This is a genomic window from Lujinxingia sediminis, from assembly GCF_004005565.1.
GTDB lineage: Bacteria > Myxococcota_A > Bradymonadia > Bradymonadales > Bradymonadaceae > Lujinxingia > Lujinxingia sediminis.
In genome coordinates this window covers 85,778-103,117 of record NZ_SADD01000013.1, presented here as the reverse complement: position 1 = coordinate 103,117, position 17,340 = coordinate 85,778, and the positions used below count along the sequence as shown (strand labels likewise).

Genomic DNA, 17,340 nt, shown 5'->3' with positions numbered 1-17,340 from the left:
GCGCCCCGTCACTCTACCGAACACGGAGGTTACTCACTCGACCGGACCGCCTTTACCGCGGGTCACAAGGAGGTTCTCAAGCTTGACGCTGTACATATCGACGTCGTCGAGAATCTTCTTGGTCACCCCGGAGAGAAGCAGGTGCGAGATCATCGTGGGAATCGCGACGATAAGACCGAAGGCGGTGGTGTTCATCGCCATAGCAATACCGCGCGAGAGCATGCGCTGGCGGTTCTCGGGGGTGGCGGTCTCAAGAGCTTCGAACGCCCCGATAAGACCGACAATCGTACCGAGAAGCCCCAGAAGCGTGGCGACGTTGGCGATGGTCAGCAGCGCGTTGGTACGCTTCTGAACCTTGGGCACGATCTCAAGGGCGGCCTCTTCCATCGCGTTCTGAATCTCGACCTCGCCCTTGTTGGCACGGGTAAGACCAGCCTTGATGACGTAGGGGACCACGCGAGAGGGCGCGGCGTTGCACAACTTGATCGCGCGGTCGACGTTATCGGCCATCACCAGCTTCTGGATCTGAGCCATAAACGCCTGCGCATTCATGTTGTATTTGAAGAAAAGGAAGAAAAAACGCTCCAGAGTCACGCCCAGCGCGACGACACTGACAGCAAGGATGGAGTACATCCAGATCCCACCGTCGCGAAAGGCTTCAGCGATCCCAGCCATGTCCGATTACCTCCGTACGTGTTGTGATTGTAGCTTGCTCGGCAATACTTTTAACGAGTGACCTACGTGCGAACTTTGGTCTCGGAAACCCTGTTGGCTTGCCGAGCCTTGACGCCCCATGGCGCCGGTGGACCTGCCTAAAAGCGCCCACTGAGGGAAGAAGGTATAACACAAAGAATTTGGGCCAGCAAAGCGCTTTTTTGCGCCTCGACAACGCCAGAATTCCGCGAGAACTCGCCACTTAACGGGATGTTACGATCCCTTAAAATGGCTCCTCCTCTACCGATTCCAGAAGCTCCGGAAGGAAACTTGGTTTGGGATCGACTGGCTCATAGCTGAGGTTGGCTGCCTGGATGATGTAGAAGGCCTCAGGCTTCTGGATGCGGCCTTCCACCACGATCTCATCAAACTCAAAGATCGCCTGTTGCGCAGAGGCTTTTCCGGGCGTCGCGATCGTCACTATGACACCGGCCAACACCATGCTGCCTATCAGAATGAGCCTGTTACGCATCATCGCCTCCTTCCTCACTGGTATCGGTACCGTCCTGCGGCTCTGACTGTTGTTGTTGGAGCATCTGCTGGCGGCGCAACATCTCCTCGCGTGCCCGCGCCTGCTCGATCGCGCCGTTGGCTTCGTTAATATAGGCGTTGACGGGATCGCTCTCACTTAACCGATCTCGAGATGCAGTCCGGTAGGCGTTAAATGACTCGATGGCCTTCGTATAACGTTCGATCTCTTCATAACCTGGCACTTCGCTCTCCAGGTAAAGGATCCCCAGGTTAAAATGCGCGTCGGCGAATCCGCCATCGATTGCGATAGCCCTGTTAAACGCGGCTTCAGCCTCGCCATACTTCGCTGCACCTTTCAGCGCGTTGCCGAGATTGACGTAGGCCTCTTTGAACTCAGGGAAGTCTTCAACTGCTTTCTGCAAATGGGAGATCGCTCCCGGAAAATCGCCGGCTTCGTGCAGCAAAACCGCCAGGTTGTTGCGGGCCTCCGGAAAGAAGGGCTGCAAGTCGACGGCCTTCTCAAAGTTTGCAATCGCCCCATCGGTGTTCTCGAGTTCCCATTCAATGACACCAAAAAGATAGAATAGGTCGGCGCGTTCCGGCGCGAGTTTCAGCGCACTTGTGAGGATCGATCGTCCGAGTTCGTAGCGCTCCAGGCGGAAATTGGCACGGGCCATCTGAAACATCGCCTCCACGTGCCGTTCATCTTTACGCAGAATATCCCGGGCGCCACGCACTGCATCTTCGAAGCGTCCCTGCGCGATCGTGACCTCAAGCTGTGCCGCACGGTGGTCAAGGTTGTCGGGGCGAGCGTCTATCATGCGCCGCGCAACGGCATCGGCCTCCGAGATCTGCCCGGCCCGTATGTAGAGGCGGCTCAAATTGACCAATGCGGGGGAGAAGTCCGGCTCCAGCTGTAGGGCCTGGACGTAGCGACGTACGGCGTTCTCTCCGTCACCCTGGCGATCGTAGAGAACACCGAGGTTGAAAGCGGCGAGGTATCCCCCCTCGGGCTCCTCGACGAGTCCGCTGAGGATATCGATCGCTGTAGCATGATCCCCCTCTTCGACGCGTGAGATCGCCGCGTCGATGCGGGCCTGCACGTGTCCGGCGACTGCTGCCGGCTCAGGCTGCCGTCGGCGAGTCTGCGATGCCTGCTCGGAGCGTGATGGCGTATCGGGCTGAGCCCCGGAGGGTCCGGGAAGCTCATGTTCTACAGGCGCCGCATCGGGTTGAGACGTGCTCGTCGAGCAGCCGCTCATGGCGATCAGACAGATCCCGGCGACGCTGAGAGCACGGCGAGTGGTGCGAGGCAGGTTGATCATGGTGCGTCCTCCTCAGCGGCAGGTTGCTCATTGGCGGGACTCGCCTCTTCGCTACCGGGCTCTTCGCGCTTCTGGCGTGCCTGATACGAGTCTTCGTTAAGATAAGGGATTCCCTGTTGGGCGATCCCTTCGCGCAGGCGACGTTCTTCCTTAAAGAGCGGGTAGTCCGCCGGGCGATATCGGTTGAGCTGCTCGAGTGTGCGCTTGGTCCACTCATTGACCACCCGGGCACTTCGCGCCTCGGCGATGGTTCGTTCGTAGCGCTCAATCGCCTGCTCCTCCAGCGGATACGCCACGTTCTCCAACTCGCCCTGATAGATGTAGTACTCGTCGGAGTCTTCATCAAAGGGGATCGGGACCTCATAGAGGGATTCGGCGAGGCTCTGCGCCAGGTAGCCGATGCGGTAGTTGGCGGCCAGGGTCCACTCAAAACTTCGGTAGCCAAAGACCTTGCCGTACTCGGCAGCCAACTCCTGGAGCTCTTCGATCTTACGGGTAAGGATGCGCCCCTGCTGGGCCACGGATCCCTCAATTTTGACTTGTTCCCACTCTCGGAATTCATGCTCGACAAGCATAAATTGGGCCTGAGCCGCAAAGTAATTGGGGGCCTCCAGCCCGAGGCGCTCGAAGGTCTGAAGCGCATCATTATACCAGCGCGCGGAGCGGCGAGTATCGCCACGGTCTTCATAGACCTGGGCGATGCGAAGGCGAGCCTCCATGGCGCGGTCTTCCTGGCCATCGGCGCCACCGTAGGTCTGAATGTAGCGCTCCAGGGTGCTGACCATGCGGTCGAGCTGGTTGTGTTTCTCCCAGACCTCGGCCGCTTTCCAGAGTGCGTCGGCGGCGTTCTCATCGTTTGAGTAGACGCGAGCATATTCTGAGTAGGTCTGAGCTGCCGCTTCGTAATTCTGAAGGCTTTCGTTGAGCACCGCGATGCTCATCAGCGAGGTCTTGCGACGATCCTCAATATCGAACCCCATGCCGGCGAGCTCCGGCGGGCTCTCGCCGCGGTAGCGATCGTAGAAGAGTTGGTAGTGCTGGATGGCCTTTTCATATTCGAAGAACTGTTCGGAGTTCACCGCGACACGATAGATGGCGTAGCCGGCCAGGTTGTCCTCGGGATACTCACGGTACACACGCTCATAGAGCCGCAGCGCAGAGTCGAACTTGCGGATCACCTCGTAGGCGACCGCCGCGTTATTAAGAGCCTTTGGAGCGTACTGGTGATCGGGGGCATCGTTGACCAGGCGAAGGTACTCCTCGGCAGCCTCTTCGTACTTTTCCGCTGCATAAAGATCTTCGGCTGACTTAAAGAGCGCGCCCAGACGGAATTCGCGCACCTCGGCGCGCACCGCCTCGGCCTGATCGCCACGAATGACCTCCGCCAGGCGATCGGCCCACTCGGCCATCGCCGCGTAGTTGTTCTCATCGCGGAAGCTCTCAAGAATCAGGCTTCCGGCGAGGTAAGCCACCTCGTGCTCCGGGTAGCTCTCCACGACCCAGGCGAAGCGCCGGCGTGCCTCCTCATAATTCCTGAAGTCGTAATAGACCTTGGCCGCCTGGAACGCGAACTTCGCCCCCAGGAAGGCATCCTCGCTGTTCTCCAGGCGCAGCACCACGTAGCGATCCATCGCCGTGACAAAACGCTCGACCAGCGGCGGCACGGGCTCACCCTCAACGGTGATCGCCTGTTCGCCCCGCGACTCATCATACTGCCGCTGTTCTTCGAGGTCCTGCGCAGCCTGGCGGGCCTGATCGATGTTGGCACCGGCCATCGCAGTAGGCGTCAGCTCACCGCGCTCGACCTGATCGCGGATCATAAACTCCAGGGACTTGATCGCGTTGAACGCGCTGACCTCCTGGTACTCATTGTCTGCAATGTCGAGCTCGCGAACCACCTGATACTGCTGGAATGCCTCTTCGTACTGGGCCGAGTAGTAAAGACACTCGGCGTAGAAGAAGTTCCACTGGAAGACTTCGCGATCATTAGGATAGCGGCGAAGAAACTGCTCGTAGGCGTCGGCCGCCATCGCGTAGCGCTCTTCAGTGAGTGCGAGCAGAGCCGGATCGCGGCGCACCAACGCCTCGTTACGTAGATTCTGAGCCTGCTCGTGGTACCAGGTTGCCGCAGTGAGCAGGTTGTCGCGCACCAGGGCGTCGGCTCCTCGCAGCGCCTCCTCGTTGCCCAGGCGCTCGTGGTAGGCAAACCAGGCGCTCTCCGGACCGTAATAGTCCAACATCTGTCGACGCACCGCGAAGGCCGCCTCCGGCTGACCATCGCGGTGCAGGGCGACGATGATGCGTTCGTGGATCTTGGGATTGTCGCGATGCTGCGGGTACTGCTCGAGCATGTATTCGTAGAGTTCAACGACCTGGGCGAAGTTCGAGCGCTCGAAGACATAGTCGGCAAGCTGCTCCATGACCTCGCGCTCATAGGGCTGCCCGCTGGCGATGTACTGGCGCACGCGATCCATCATCGGATCGGCGTCCGGATCGAACTCCTGGGTGTCATCCTCTTCCCCGAGATCCCAATCCTCTTCGGCCAGGCTGATGGCGATGTACTGCACGGCCTCCTCGCGTAGCGCAGCGCCGGAGCGCCCGGTACGACGCTGGACCTCATCGCTATACTCGACAAGCTCTTTGAAGTTGGTGATCGCCTGGTGGTAGTCGCCCAGTCGGTAATAGGTCCAGGCCAGCTTGTAGAGCGCCTCGGAGTAGAAGGCACTACCCTCCGTGTCCATGGCGTTTTCATAGGCCTGGCGAGCCAGGTTGAGGTTCTCCAGGATCTGGTCGGGACCTTCCGCCTCGGCGTACTCAAAGTGGTACTCACCGATACGCAGCCAGGACTCATTGACAAAGCGACTCTCCGGGTACTGCACGATAAGCTCCGCCCAGAGATCGCGCGCCACATCCGGTCGGCCCATCTGAAGCTCAACATAGGCCAGCAGGTAGTACGCCCCGTCGGCCGACCGGTAGCCGGGCCAGTCGGAGATCAAACGGCGAAAGAGCGCGGCGCTGGTCTGAAAGTCCCTCTGCGGCGGGGCGGGCTCATCGGCGATCTCACCGCGATCGTAGCGCTCCAGCTCCGCCTGATAGGCCTCATCCGCCATCAGATAGTCGTCGTTGGCCTTTTCAAATTGGAGCTCGGCCAGCCGAAAGAGCGCGTCAGGAGTGTACTCCGGATCGTTGGGGACATCGGCCAAGAACTGCTCAAAGGACGCGATCGCCTCGATGCGTCGCTCCCGCTCAATAACCTCGCCGGCACGGATTTTGGAGTCGTAGGCACGGTTGATCTCGGCCAGCCGACGATTGAACTCCGCCTCCACGATACCGTTGATGGTGTCCTGATAGTCCTGGATGGCGGTGGCGTAGCGCTCGTATGCTTCGCTGTAGTCACTCAGCGCCTGACGGAACGCCGGGTCTGAGGAACGCGGGGCCTCAAGCTCACTCAAGACCTCCCGAGCTTCGGTGTCGTCCACCGAGTTCTCCGGGGGACTTTCCGCGGGAGCAGCCTCCGCCTGGCCATCGGTCAAGCCGACGGGAGCCTCAGCCGACTCCTGATCCGCACCGCTCTCAGGCGCCTCAACCTCGACGTCGGCCTCGCGCGGCTCCTCGTCGATCGCCTCCTGGGCGCGCGCCTCCCCGGCGGAAATCAGCGCAACGCAGAGCAGCGCCAATACGCTTGAGGTGCGCCCCCGGCGTCTCTGGTGTGACGATTCAGCCATCTTTTGCCTCACTGCTCTCAGGCCCATAGTCACCGGACCTCGCGAAATGCTTCGCGCAACACATTGATCTCGGTGGAGCGATCCTCGAAGAGCTGGTTGATGTCACGCGTGGCGTCTTCCTTTCGCTGCCAGCCCACATCGAGCAGCCCCACATGACCGCGTCGAATCAGCGCGTCGAACTCGTCATCAACACGAGTGAAGTTCCACAGCGCGATCGACGAAACGGCGCGCTCGGTTTCCGAGCGCCACGCGTCGAGTTCCTGCTGGTAGGAGGCCAGCTCCTGACGCTCCACTGCAACCGTGGCGCGGATATCGACGACGCGCTCCTCGATGACCTGATCGATGCCCTGAAAGTACGTATTAAGTCGCTCTTTAAGCTCGGGAAGCCGTCGACGCTGCTCGGCGAGGGCAAGCGCCTCGCCGCGACCGGAGCTGCCAGACCGGGCGCGCTGCTCATCGATCAATTCACCGATCTCCATCAGACGGAGGTGGTAGGTCTCACGCGCCTCACGTTGTTGCACCAGCGTCGCATCGCGTGCACCAAACTGGCGCTGAACCGCGGCGATCTCCTGGCCAAGTCGAGTGTACTCCTCTTCCAGGCTACGCACCTCGTCACGCAGGTCCTGACGAATTTGACGTACCTTCTCGCGATCTTCGGCGCTGAAACCTTCTACCGGGTTCTGACGCAGGTAGGTATCGATCCCGTCGAGGTTGATTTCCAGGCTCTCAATGTCGAAGGCAACGCGTTCAAGTTCACGGTTGAGCCGACCAAAATCTTCACGGATGGCGGTGTTGCGACTCTGCAATTCATCCAGCGTCTGCGGACCGCTGCGGTGCTGGGTGCGCAGGTTATCTACTTCGGACTCCAGCATCGCCAGACGCTGGCGCTCCGAGGGGCTCATGGCCTCCCGGGCTCCCTTAAGTTCGGCAGCGACCAGACGCTCCTCCAGCGAGATCAGCTCGGCCTCAAGCGCGATGCCCCGCTTCCAGCCTTCGGAGAGCACCGGAAATGCCTCGATATTCGAACCATACGAGAGCATCTGCTCGACTTCGGCCAGCGCCTTTTGCGCCTCGTCAATGTCGGCCTGCGTCAACGATCCGTCGGAGACCAACTGGCGGGCGTCCGCCATCAGGGGTTCTCCATCGACCCATTCCGAGACCATCGCCGGCATATAATCAGGGCGAAGCCCCTCAAGATCCTGGCGGACCAACTCCACGAAGAAGCTCTGCAGATCGGGCTGCGATTCGATGAAACTCACCAACTCGGTACGCACCGGGGTAAAGGTAGCGATGATATCGTTAAACCACAGCCGGGCCTGATCATACTGACGCAGGCGCATCGAGAGATCGGCCATAAGCAACTTTGCCTCAGGCACAAAGCGCGGGTCAGGATCGGAGATCAGCAGGATATCCAGATTACGAAGCGCCGCCTGATAGCTCTCTTTGGACACCAGAGACCAGGTCAGCTCATAGAGCGACCGCTCGAAATAGGGACTCGTTCGAGGGAGCTGCAGGTAGTGATCAATGGCCAGATCGAACTGCTGCTCTTCGTAGGCCAGACGCCCCAGTGCCAGATGCCCCAGGTCGACCACACGGCTATCTTCCGGGGTCGAAGGGCTTTGAGAGACGAGCGTCGTGAAGACCCCTCGAGCTTCTGCGATATCGCCATCGGCAGCCAGAGTGACCCCCTCAAAGTAACGCGCGACCAGCGCGTACTCAGCATTTCGAGCGGCCCGCTGAAACCAGGGCCGGGCCGCACGATAACGCCCCTCCTGATAGAGCGTCTTGCCGCGGGTATAGTGCAGCGCCGGGGTCACATCCTCAAGGTTATCGAGCCGAGCGTAGAGCGCGTCGACTCCGCTGTAGTCATCGATTTCTCCGGCGATTTCCAGCAGGCGAACAATCGCCGGTTGGTAGAAGCCTCCCGGCCCCAGCTCGACAACGCGGCGAAAAAAGGTGCGCGCGGCACGAAAACTGCGCATCTGGTAAAGGCTGTCTCCAAGCAGGTAGAGCGCCTCGCCATAGCTATCGAACTGACGAACCTGCCTGTTATCCACCACAGCCACAAAGAGGATACTGGCGCGGGGATAGTCACCCAGGAGGTAGGCAACCTTGGCATCATTAAATCGAGACTCCAGCCGGAACCGACTCTCGACGACCGCGGGTACGAGGTAGCGCTCTTCCAACTCGCCTACCTGCGCGGCGAGCTGCTCGACGCGCGATCGGGCCGTCGAGGCACCGATCCCCTCCTGAGCATGCGCCTGCGCAGCGCTAAACCAGAGCGCCCCCAGCAGCATCATCGCCACCATCCCCCGGGCTTTCATGACAGGATGAACCATCGCTTGCCAACACCTTAATCGCATCGCGCGACCTCGAATCGAGCACCACTGCATTGGAGTGCGAGCAGCGCTCGCGCTCCCACTTCCCCGGCTTATTCGCCGGCCGCCTCGGCCTGGTCTTCTTCCAGGTCTTCGAGGTTCAGCTCGACCATCGTCACCTGACAGACCCCGTCGGGACGATCTTCGTGGGCGGTAAACGCGTTTCCACCCTTGTAGGCGCGCACAGTGACGATGGTGGTGCGGCCTTCCTCGGCGGTGAAGTTACACGAGAAGCGAAGATCGAACTCATAGCCACGTGCGTAAGAGAAGACGCCGTAGCCGCTGCCCTGAAGCTCGAGATTCACCGAGACAGTACGGGTTCCGGGGTTAACCGGTCCGCTGAAGACTTCCAATTCGTTGGCGCGGCTGAGGTTACCGTCGCGGTCCAACTCATTGAAGACCCGCGCGCCGTCGACGCTAAAGAGGGCGCGACGAATGTTGTAGGCCGAGCCCAGATCGTTCTCGAAGCGAATGACCGCACGGCTGCCGGCGAGGTTCCCGCTGAGGATGGTCTCTTTCAGCAGGACAATGCGGCTCTTGGAGCGAAAGACGCGCTCTTTCAGGTCATCGATCTTGGTCTCCAGATCGCGCACGCGCAGGTCATAGACCTCTTCGGGACTCTCGCCGTCGGGGATCTCGATGCCTTCGATGCGATCGGTGGCCATGCGCGCCTGCAGTGACTCTTCGGTGCCGGGATAGTCGGTGCGAAGTTCGCGCCCACCGGGTCCGATAACCGGCTCCGCCGCCTCCTCGCTCTCAACGGCAGCTTGCTCATCGGACTCGCCAGCTGCGCCCTGCTCCTCGCCCTGCACGTCCCCCGACTCCTCATCGGCCGGCTCACTCGTCTGAGCGCCTGCATCTGCTGGAGCCGCATCTTGCGGCGTAGACTCCGTCGGCTGCGTCTCTTCCACCGGCGCCTGCTCACTATCCTGCTGCGCCATCGCGCTGAGCGGTGCCATGCACCAGAGCAACGCAAAAAGGATCGCGCCAGGCCACATTCGTCGTTGCATAAACGGCTTCCTCACGTCGAATTTATCTCGGTCACGCATGCACGTCCCCGCCACGCGTCCACGCAAGCGTGGTTTCTCACCATCAAATCGGCAGCAGACTACTTGACCTACCGGGCGATCTCAAGAGCCCCGCCCCCACCTTTGACGCCCGAATTGCAGGCGACATTCACAGCAGTCTTCGGCCCCCTGTCCTTCTCGAGCCTGTTGCGTCGCACAGGCCGCGTCAAGAAAAGAGCCGGCCCGGAGTGCTACGCACACCGGGCCGAACAACCTACGCCTGCATCCCCCTCGCTTCAACCGCGAAGCTGGTCGCGCAAATACTTCGGCAATGCAAACGCCGCTCGGTGCAGGTCTTCGTGGTAGTATGAGAGCTGCGCATCAAGCGAAGATATCCGTTCTGAATCAAGCCCTTCCACCGGGTGCGGGCCCTTTGACGCGAAGGCAAACGCCCAGAGCGAGCCGGGGTAGGTTGGCACGATCGAGGTATAGAAATCCACCCGCTCAAACTGCTCACGCAACATCTTCCCAACCCCGGCCACACGCGCGGGCTGGTAGACGATCGAGTCGCTCTGCGGCACGAGAATTCCGTCGGCGCGAAGAACTCGATGGCACGCCGCATAAAACTCAGGCGTAAAAAGAACCACGCCTGCATCCACCGGGTCGGTGGAGTCGACCAGGATCACGTCAAACGAGGCGTCGGGCGCGTCATTCACATACGCCAGGCCGTCGCCAATAATGAGCTCCGCTTTGGGATGGTCAAACGCGCTGGCCACCTGCGGCAGATGTTTCTTGCACTGCTCAACGACGACCTCATCGATCTCCACCATCACCGCTTCTTCAACCTGCGGATGCTTGACCACCTCGCGAAGCGTTCCACCATCACCGCCGCCGATAATAAGCACGCGCCGAGGGTTGGGGTGGGCGAAAAGCGGCACGTGCGCGAGCATCTCATGATAACCGATCTCATCGCGCTCCGAGACGTTGATCACGCCTCCGAGCGCCAGCACCGTGCCAAACTCCGGGGTGCGGAACACGTCAACCTGCTGATAGGGCGTTTCCTGGCTAAAAAGCCACTCGCTGACCGTGTGCTCGGTGACGGTGTTGCGATTAAGGGGATCGCGAAAAACGATCTTGGCCATGGTCTTCTCCTTCGAGGGGCTGGAGCTGAGCATAAATTCGCCCACACCCCGGGTGCACCCGGGGCATGAGCGCTTGCTGGCACTGCCCGAACCTCAAGCGCCCTGCGAATCGCTCCCTGATTCAGGTGGCGACGCCGCCAGAAGCGCTGCTGATTGTGATGACTTAAGTGTCGAGATCTTCGCGGGTCACGCCGTAAGCCGAGGGCAACGTGCCCGGAGCCACATCGAAGCAACCGCGACGAAACTCCACGGTGCTCTCACGGGTCGCCCCGAAACGCTCTTTGAGGAAGGCGTGCGCTTCCCACGGATCGATAACCGTTCCGCAGGTAAACACATCGACCGCGGCGTAACCGTATTCAGGCCAGGTGTGAATGGTCAGATGACTTTCACTGATCACAACCGCCCCGCTGACACCGTGGGGGTTGAACTGGTGAAAGTTCACACAGACGATATGGGCACCCATACTTTCAGCCGCAGCCACCATGACCTCCTCCACAAAGGAGGCGTCATTAAGTCGTTCTGCAGGGCACCCGTAGTACTCGAGGATCAGTTGACGTCCGAGAGCTTCCAATTCGTGTTACCTCGTGGAAGGTCGCTCAGAATCCACGTTCCGTGTTGGTCCCTTCTCGGCATCTTTGGAGTGGATGAGCTAGCCATCCCACTCGCCTCGAAGCGACCTCGCCAACGGAGCCTGGTCCAGAGCGAAGTTCGCTACCATCGTGCGCATAAATCACCGTGGTGTGAGTTCACTCGCGTCTCCAGCCGTAGCCTGGCGAGGGCATACCCTGAAGACTGGCTTCGCCCCCTGATCAGCTTGTCGTACGTCTCCCGACGTCGAGCATCTGCCACGCCCGCTTTCGTGAGGCGTGCGGCTCCGGGACTGGCTGACAGAGTTTGGGTGTCGCTACCGAAAAATTCACCGCCCGAAAGCGGGCCGCAATAACTAACATCTTTGCTTGGAAAATCAAGCCCGAAGCATCTATCTTGCCCGAAATTTTGCTCGCCCGGCGGCCCCCCCACGCCCCGGCGCAATCCATGACTGTATGGAGTTCCCCGATGAACAACCGTGATTACGCCCGCGTCCTTCAGGAGATCGCCCAGCTGATGGAAATCAGCGGCGAAAACCGCTTTAAGGTTCGTGCCTTCGAGAACGCCACTCGTACCGTTGAGACCCTGAGCGAAGACCTCGATCAGATCATCGATCGCGGTGATCTCCAGGGGCTCAAAGGCATCGGCGCAAGCATCGCCAACGATCTTCGCCAGATCCGCGAGCGAGGCACCTGCGACATCCACCAGATGCTTTTGGAGCGCCTGGATCCGGGACTTCTCGACATGCTCAAAGTTCAGGGATTGGGGCCCAAACGCATCAAACTCGTCTACAACGAGCTGGGCGTCTCGAACCTCAACGCCCTCAAAGAGGCCGCCGAAGCCGGACGCCTCCGAGAGCTTAAGGGCCTGGGTGCAAAAACCGAGGAAAAAGTGCTCGCCGAAATCGCTCGCCTGGCCCAGGGAGCCGATCGCGCTCCCTTGCCGCAAGCCCGACGTGTGGCCGAGTCCCTTCGCGATCAACTCGACGCCCTGCCCCAGTCCATTCGCGTGGCGATCGCCGGATCATTGCGTCGGGGACGAGAGACCATCGGGGATATCGATCTGCTGGTGGCCACGGACGAGCCGGGGCCCATTCATCAGGCTTTTGTCGCGTTGCCCGAGGTCAAAGAGACCCTGGCCAGCGGCGATACCAAAACGTCGGTGCGCCTCCATAACGGCATCCAGGTCGATCTTCGCACGGTTAAAAACGAGGTCTTCGGAAGCGCCCTGCACTACTTCACGGGAAGTAAAGAGCATCATATTGAGCTTCGCACCCGCGCCAAACGTCAGGGCCTTCGGGTCAGCGAGTACGGCGTTTTTAAAGAGAACGAAGACACGCCCATCGCCTCGCGCACCGAAGAAGAGCTCTACGAAGCCCTCGGCCTGTCTTTTATAGCTCCCGAGCTCCGAGAGGGCCGCGGCGAAATCTCCGCCGCCGAGAAGAGCGACCTCCCCACGCTGGTGGAGCCCGAGCAGATTCGCGGCGATGTGCACATGCACACCACCGAGACCGACGGTCGCCACTCCATCGAAGAGATGGCCGACGCCGCAAAAGCACTGGGCTACGACTACATTGTCATCACCGACCACTCCCAGGCGGTGCGCGTGGCCAATGGCATGACGCCGGAGCGATTTGGCGACCATATCGCGCGCATCCGCGAGGCCGATGGCCGCATCCAGGGGATCCGCATCCTGGCTGGCATTGAGGTCGACATCCTCAAAGACGGCAGCCTGGACATGGATCACGATCTTCTGGCGGAGGCCGACTGGGTGGTGGGCAGCGTGCACAGCCACTTCAACCTCGATCCCGACACGATGACCGAACGCCTGCTCACGGGCATGCGCACCGGCCTGCTCTCGTGCCTGGGTCACCCCACGGGACGTATTCTGGGCGGCCGAAACGGTTACCGCTACGACTTCGACGCGGTGGTAGAGGCCTGCGTGGAGCTCGGTGTCGCTCTGGAGCTCAACGGCAGCAGCGGGCGGCTCGATCTCAACGCCGAACTTGCTGAAAAGGCCCATCGTAAGGGCGCGATGCTCGTCCTCGGCTCCGATGCTCACTCCACCACCGGGCTTAAGGATCTTCGATTCGCCGTACAGCAGGCCCGCCGCGCCTGGCTTGGCCCCGATGCGATCTTGAATACGCTGACCGTCGACGAGCTGCTCAAGGCCACACGCCCAGCACTTCGCTGACCCAGGGCATGTGACAACCCGGTTGTCAGACGCCACTTCGTGCACACGTTGGCCGCGCGTCTCGCAGCTCCGCTGGACGATCTCCCTAACCCCCTCATGACTGAATGGAGTGTCAGATGACGAAAATCACCTTTAAAGGAAGCCCGGTCACCCTCAGCGGCACCCCGCCCTCCGTGGGCGAAAACGCGCCAGAGTTTCATGTTCATAAAAACCCGGGTGAGGCTATGGCGCTGAGCAGCGCCGCGGGCAAACGCATCCTGCTGACGACTGCCCCCTCGGTCGATACCGGCGTGTGCGCCGCCCAGCTTCGCACCTTTGAAGCCCGTCTGGCCGAGGCCGGAAATGACGCTGACTTCGAGCTGTGGTTCGTCACCCGCGATCTTCCCTTCGCGCTGGACCGCTTCGCCGAGCAGGCAGGCATCAGCCACGTCAAAACCCTCTCCGATTACAAAGATCGTTCGCTTGGCGACGCTTTCGGGCTGGTCATCGACGAACTCGGATTGCTCGCCCGCACCGTCTTCGTCATCGACAAGGATGGCACGGTGCTCTACCGCGAGCTGGTCCCCGAAATCGCCACCGAGCCCGATTACGACGACGCCTGGGCGATCGTCACCGGCGATTGAGTGTTTTCGCCACATTGACACTCCCGAGAGGCCGCGCTAGCACCAGCGCGGCCTCTCGGCGTCATTGCCCCCCGAGTCTGCGCAGGACCTCCTTATGCCTTATCGCCACGCCGACCCCGTGCTCGCCACTCTGATGTTTGCCGCACTCGTTTTCCTGACGGGCTGTGAAGGTGCGTCCGACAAGAGCGCAGACCAGACCATTCGCGAGCTTGAAGCTCGGGCCCGTCAACGCGCGCCGCAGGTCGAAGTCTCCATGGGCTATCTGCACCATCACGGCGATGACTGGCCCGAGGGAGACGTTCTCATCGAGGGGCCCGAGGGTCAGCAAGCCCTTCTCACTCGCCTGCTGGTGGTGACCTCCGCTGTTGAACTGCACCTCTGCGCTCCGACCAATACTCTGGGAGCATCCCTCTACGATCTTCTTTTACCCACCGCCCACGCCCACGTTCCCAGCTCGGCGACGCGTCAGGGCACCCCCTACGTCGAAGATCTTCTGGGACCGCCCCGCGCCACCCGCATGGTCGGCGGCATCGCTCCGCCTCCCGGTGACTACTGTGAGATGCACGTCCTGCTGACCCCGGCCGATGATGACATCATCAACCTCACCGGCGTTCCGACCTCCGAACTCGAAGGCCTCACCGCGCTGGTCGACGGCCGCTGGCGCCCAACCGAAGATGCTCCCTGGCAGGATTTCCGCTGGAAGCACCAGGACGTGCATCTGGCACGCACACCGCTTCTCAACCCCAAAGATGGCAGCACACCGCTGGCGCTCAATACTCCCGACGACACCGCGCTGCTGCTCCTCGACAAGACTCTCTCCCTGGCCGACCTCCAACGCACCCGCTGGAGCGCCAACGGCCCCGACTTTACTCCCGTACTGCGCGACCTCCCCGACCGGATCGAACTCTATCGCTTCGATCGCCCCCCTTCCCCCTGAAGATACCTATGAGTTCACAAGCCCACCGCGCTGACGCCGCCGATATGCACTCCCTTGTCGCTCTTCTCCCGGTCCCCTGGGGTGAGGACGGCCTGGAGCTTTTGCGAGAAGTTCATCAGGAGACCTGGGTCGAAGATCTCGACGTCGCCTGGGACACCCCCGGCGTGCGTGGCACGCTCACTCTGCGCAACGGTCACACCGTTACGCTCATGGTCGACGAGCCCATCCCGGAGCTGGCCGATCTGGCCCCGACCTCCAAACATCCCTTCGCCGCCGCCGAAATCCATCAGATCGACAACCAGCAGGCCATCTGGCGTCTGGTGCTCGAGGGTGTCGACAAAGATCCGCGTCGCCTGGCGGCATCCTTCGCTCGCCTGCTTACCACGGCCGTCGAAGCCGGTGCGCCGGCCGTCTTCTTGCCCGCATGCGTTCAGCTTCACCCCCCGGCGCTCCTGCGCCACCTCTCCATGGACTTCAATCAGCCCGATGCTGTGATCAATCTCTTCGTCAGCGCATGGAACGACGACGAATGGATGATCACCCGCGGGCTGACCCTCTTCGGCCTTCCCGAACTGGAGACGCGGCATAACAACGGCCTCAACGCCGCCTACTTTCGCCTGATGGACATCGCCTCAACCATGTTCCTTCAGCAGTCTCCCTTCCCCGAAGGCGCTCAGCTGCAGATCGGCCCACAACTCTTCGAGGCACGCACCGGCCCCTCCGGCCCCTCCGATCCTCAGGTGCCTTTCTGCGGCCATCACGGCACGTTAACCATTGGCCCGGTGCGCTTTGACGCCTGAGCCTCATCGTGCTGGATTGACACCGCCAGCGCCCACGGGGTACTCTCCCGCCTCATCGGGTTTGTATGCGGCAGTTAGAGCAACACATTGCCACTCTTGGAATGACTTGCATGCTTTTGAGGGCTGTAATGACGCCAATGTCTCGCGTAGCCAGACGCCTCGCCACGTTCATGTTGACGATCTTCGCTCTGCAGCTTGGCTGCGGCGATGGAGAGGTGGGCGACGACGTTGTCTATTTCCATATCTACAACGGCTACGCGGGCAGCGCCCAGATGAGCCTCTATGGCCCCACCGGCGCGCTGGTCAACTCGCTGCCCTTCGGTCAGTCGACCCTCGATGTGGGCAACGGCGAGCCTGTCGCCTTTGACCGAAGCATCCCGGGGAACTTCACCCTGCTGCTCGATGGCTCTCCCAAGCCGATCAGCCTGCCGTCCGAAGCCTGGTCGCTCTACCCCCATGAGACCGCCACGCTCTTTCTGATCCGCCGCCAGGGAGAGAATGCGCTGTTGCAGATGTACCGCCACGTGCGCTCAATCTCCGAGGGCTGCCGCATCGTCTTCGGTAACGCGCTCTCCACCCCCTCGGCCAACCTGGGTGAGTATAACTTCATGGCGGGCTTTACCTTCGATGACATCGCGACCGCGGGCTACCTCGCCAGCGATCCCCGTGGCGGTACTTTTCTGACTGAAGTTCGCGACAACCCTTACTTCTTCCTCGTTCAATCTGAAGAAGAAGAAACCGAAGGCGTGCTTATCCCTGTCTGGGTAGGCCCTAAAGGCGCTGTCGACTTCCCTCGCGTTGACTTCAAGTCGGGCACGGTCACCACTGCCCCGCCCACCAGCGACGTGGTCACATGCATCGCCGATGCCGCTGGCGACCCGACTGCCGAAGCCGAGTGCGAGCTTCCCAAGTCCTACCAGGGCATCGTGTTTACGCCGGAGGTAGAACATACCTTCATTCACTACTTCCCCGAAAACTTCGGAAACTCTGGCGGAGACTGTTCCGCCCGCTTCCGAATCTTTTCCGACTTCAGCAACATCTTCACCGGCGAGCACGCCAACGGCAGCTTCATCGACGGTGAAGTCAGTGGCAACGCCGGCGACCACCTCTTCTGGGTTCTCTACGGCTTCCCGGCCGGCAATCCTGGCCCGCGGATCGCCCAGTGGTCGACAAGTGACGATGTCAGCGCAGGCGGCTTCCAGCCCCTCCCCGACTACCCCTCGACCCCCTGATCACCGCTAATGTAGGACACAAGCCCCCTGACCTTGCGGTCAGGGGGCTTTTTTGTTTATATCTGCCCATCATCGTTTCTGAGAGTTTCCCCCCTCCAAACCTGGCACCAGGGGAGTGAGGGATGAACGCCTCACATGTGTCACTGTGGCACACCTTGATACCTTGCTGATGCCCCTTCCTAACCGATCAGTCTAATTGGCATGC

Annotated in this window: 13 protein-coding genes; 5 read left to right on the top strand and 8 right to left on the bottom strand. The window is 60.9% G+C overall.

The features are described 5' to 3' along the window. Positions 1-33: 33 nt before the first annotated feature. The 8 genes from EA187_RS17070 to speD form a co-directional block, all read right to left on the bottom strand. Positions 34-675, bottom strand: a complete 642-nt coding sequence (locus EA187_RS17070; RefSeq protein ID WP_115604641.1) for a MotA/TolQ/ExbB proton channel family protein — start codon at positions 673-675, stop codon at positions 34-36. Between the two features lie 262 nt (positions 676-937). Next, positions 938-1,186: a hypothetical protein gene (locus EA187_RS17065; protein WP_115604643.1), complete on the bottom strand. Its 249-nt coding sequence runs from the start codon at positions 1,184-1,186 to the stop codon at positions 938-940. Further along, on the bottom strand, positions 1,179-2,510 hold the full coding sequence (locus EA187_RS17060; protein ID WP_127781031.1) for a tetratricopeptide repeat protein: 1,332 nt from the start codon (positions 2,508-2,510) through the stop codon (positions 1,179-1,181). The genes EA187_RS17065 and EA187_RS17060 overlap by 8 nt, the downstream gene beginning before the upstream one ends. Next, on the bottom strand, positions 2,507-6,235 hold the full coding sequence (locus EA187_RS17055) for a tetratricopeptide repeat protein (RefSeq protein WP_164856358.1): 3,729 nt from the start codon (positions 6,233-6,235) through the stop codon (positions 2,507-2,509). Before EA187_RS17055 ends, EA187_RS17060 begins: the two co-directional genes overlap by 4 nt. A gap of 29 nt (positions 6,236-6,264) precedes the next feature. Next, complete coding sequence (locus EA187_RS17050) at positions 6,265-8,574, bottom strand: tetratricopeptide repeat protein (RefSeq protein ID WP_127781029.1); 2,310 nt, start codon at positions 8,572-8,574, stop codon at positions 6,265-6,267. A gap of 92 nt (positions 8,575-8,666) precedes the next feature. Next, positions 8,667-9,623 (bottom strand): hypothetical protein, encoded by a 957-nt coding sequence (locus EA187_RS17045; RefSeq protein WP_127781028.1) that lies wholly within the window; start codon positions 9,621-9,623, stop codon positions 8,667-8,669. Positions 9,624-9,916: 293 nt separating this feature from the next. Further along, positions 9,917-10,762 (bottom strand): polyamine aminopropyltransferase, encoded by an 846-nt coding sequence (gene speE / locus EA187_RS17040; protein ID WP_164856357.1) that lies wholly within the window; start codon positions 10,760-10,762, stop codon positions 9,917-9,919. A gap of 163 nt (positions 10,763-10,925) precedes the next feature. Continuing rightward, positions 10,926-11,333, bottom strand: coding sequence for an adenosylmethionine decarboxylase (gene speD / locus EA187_RS17035; RefSeq protein WP_115604655.1), 408 nt, complete (start codon positions 11,331-11,333; stop codon positions 10,926-10,928). Positions 11,334-11,818: 485 nt separating this feature from the next. On the opposite strand from speD, the gene polX reads away from it, so the two are divergent. The 5 genes from polX (at position 11,819) to EA187_RS17010 (ending at position 17,135) form a co-directional block, all read left to right on the top strand. Continuing rightward, positions 11,819-13,543 (top strand): DNA polymerase/3'-5' exonuclease PolX, encoded by a 1,725-nt coding sequence (gene polX, locus EA187_RS17030; protein ID WP_164856356.1) that lies wholly within the window; start codon positions 11,819-11,821, stop codon positions 13,541-13,543. Positions 13,544-13,659: 116 nt separating this feature from the next. Next, a complete protein-coding gene (gene tpx / locus EA187_RS17025) occupies positions 13,660-14,166 on the top strand; it encodes a thiol peroxidase (RefSeq protein ID WP_206524410.1) in 507 nt (168 codons plus the stop codon). A gap of 94 nt (positions 14,167-14,260) precedes the next feature. Further along, a complete protein-coding gene (locus EA187_RS17020; protein ID WP_115604661.1) occupies positions 14,261-15,103 on the top strand; it encodes a hypothetical protein in 843 nt (280 codons plus the stop codon). Positions 15,104-15,111: 8 nt separating this feature from the next. Next, on the top strand, positions 15,112-15,903 hold the full coding sequence (locus EA187_RS17015; protein ID WP_127781027.1) for a hypothetical protein: 792 nt from the start codon (positions 15,112-15,114) through the stop codon (positions 15,901-15,903). 128 nt (positions 15,904-16,031) lie between these two features. Beyond that, positions 16,032-17,135 (top strand): hypothetical protein, encoded by a 1,104-nt coding sequence (locus EA187_RS17010; protein WP_127781026.1) that lies wholly within the window; start codon positions 16,032-16,034, stop codon positions 17,133-17,135. The last annotated feature ends 205 nt before the right edge of the window (positions 17,136-17,340 follow it).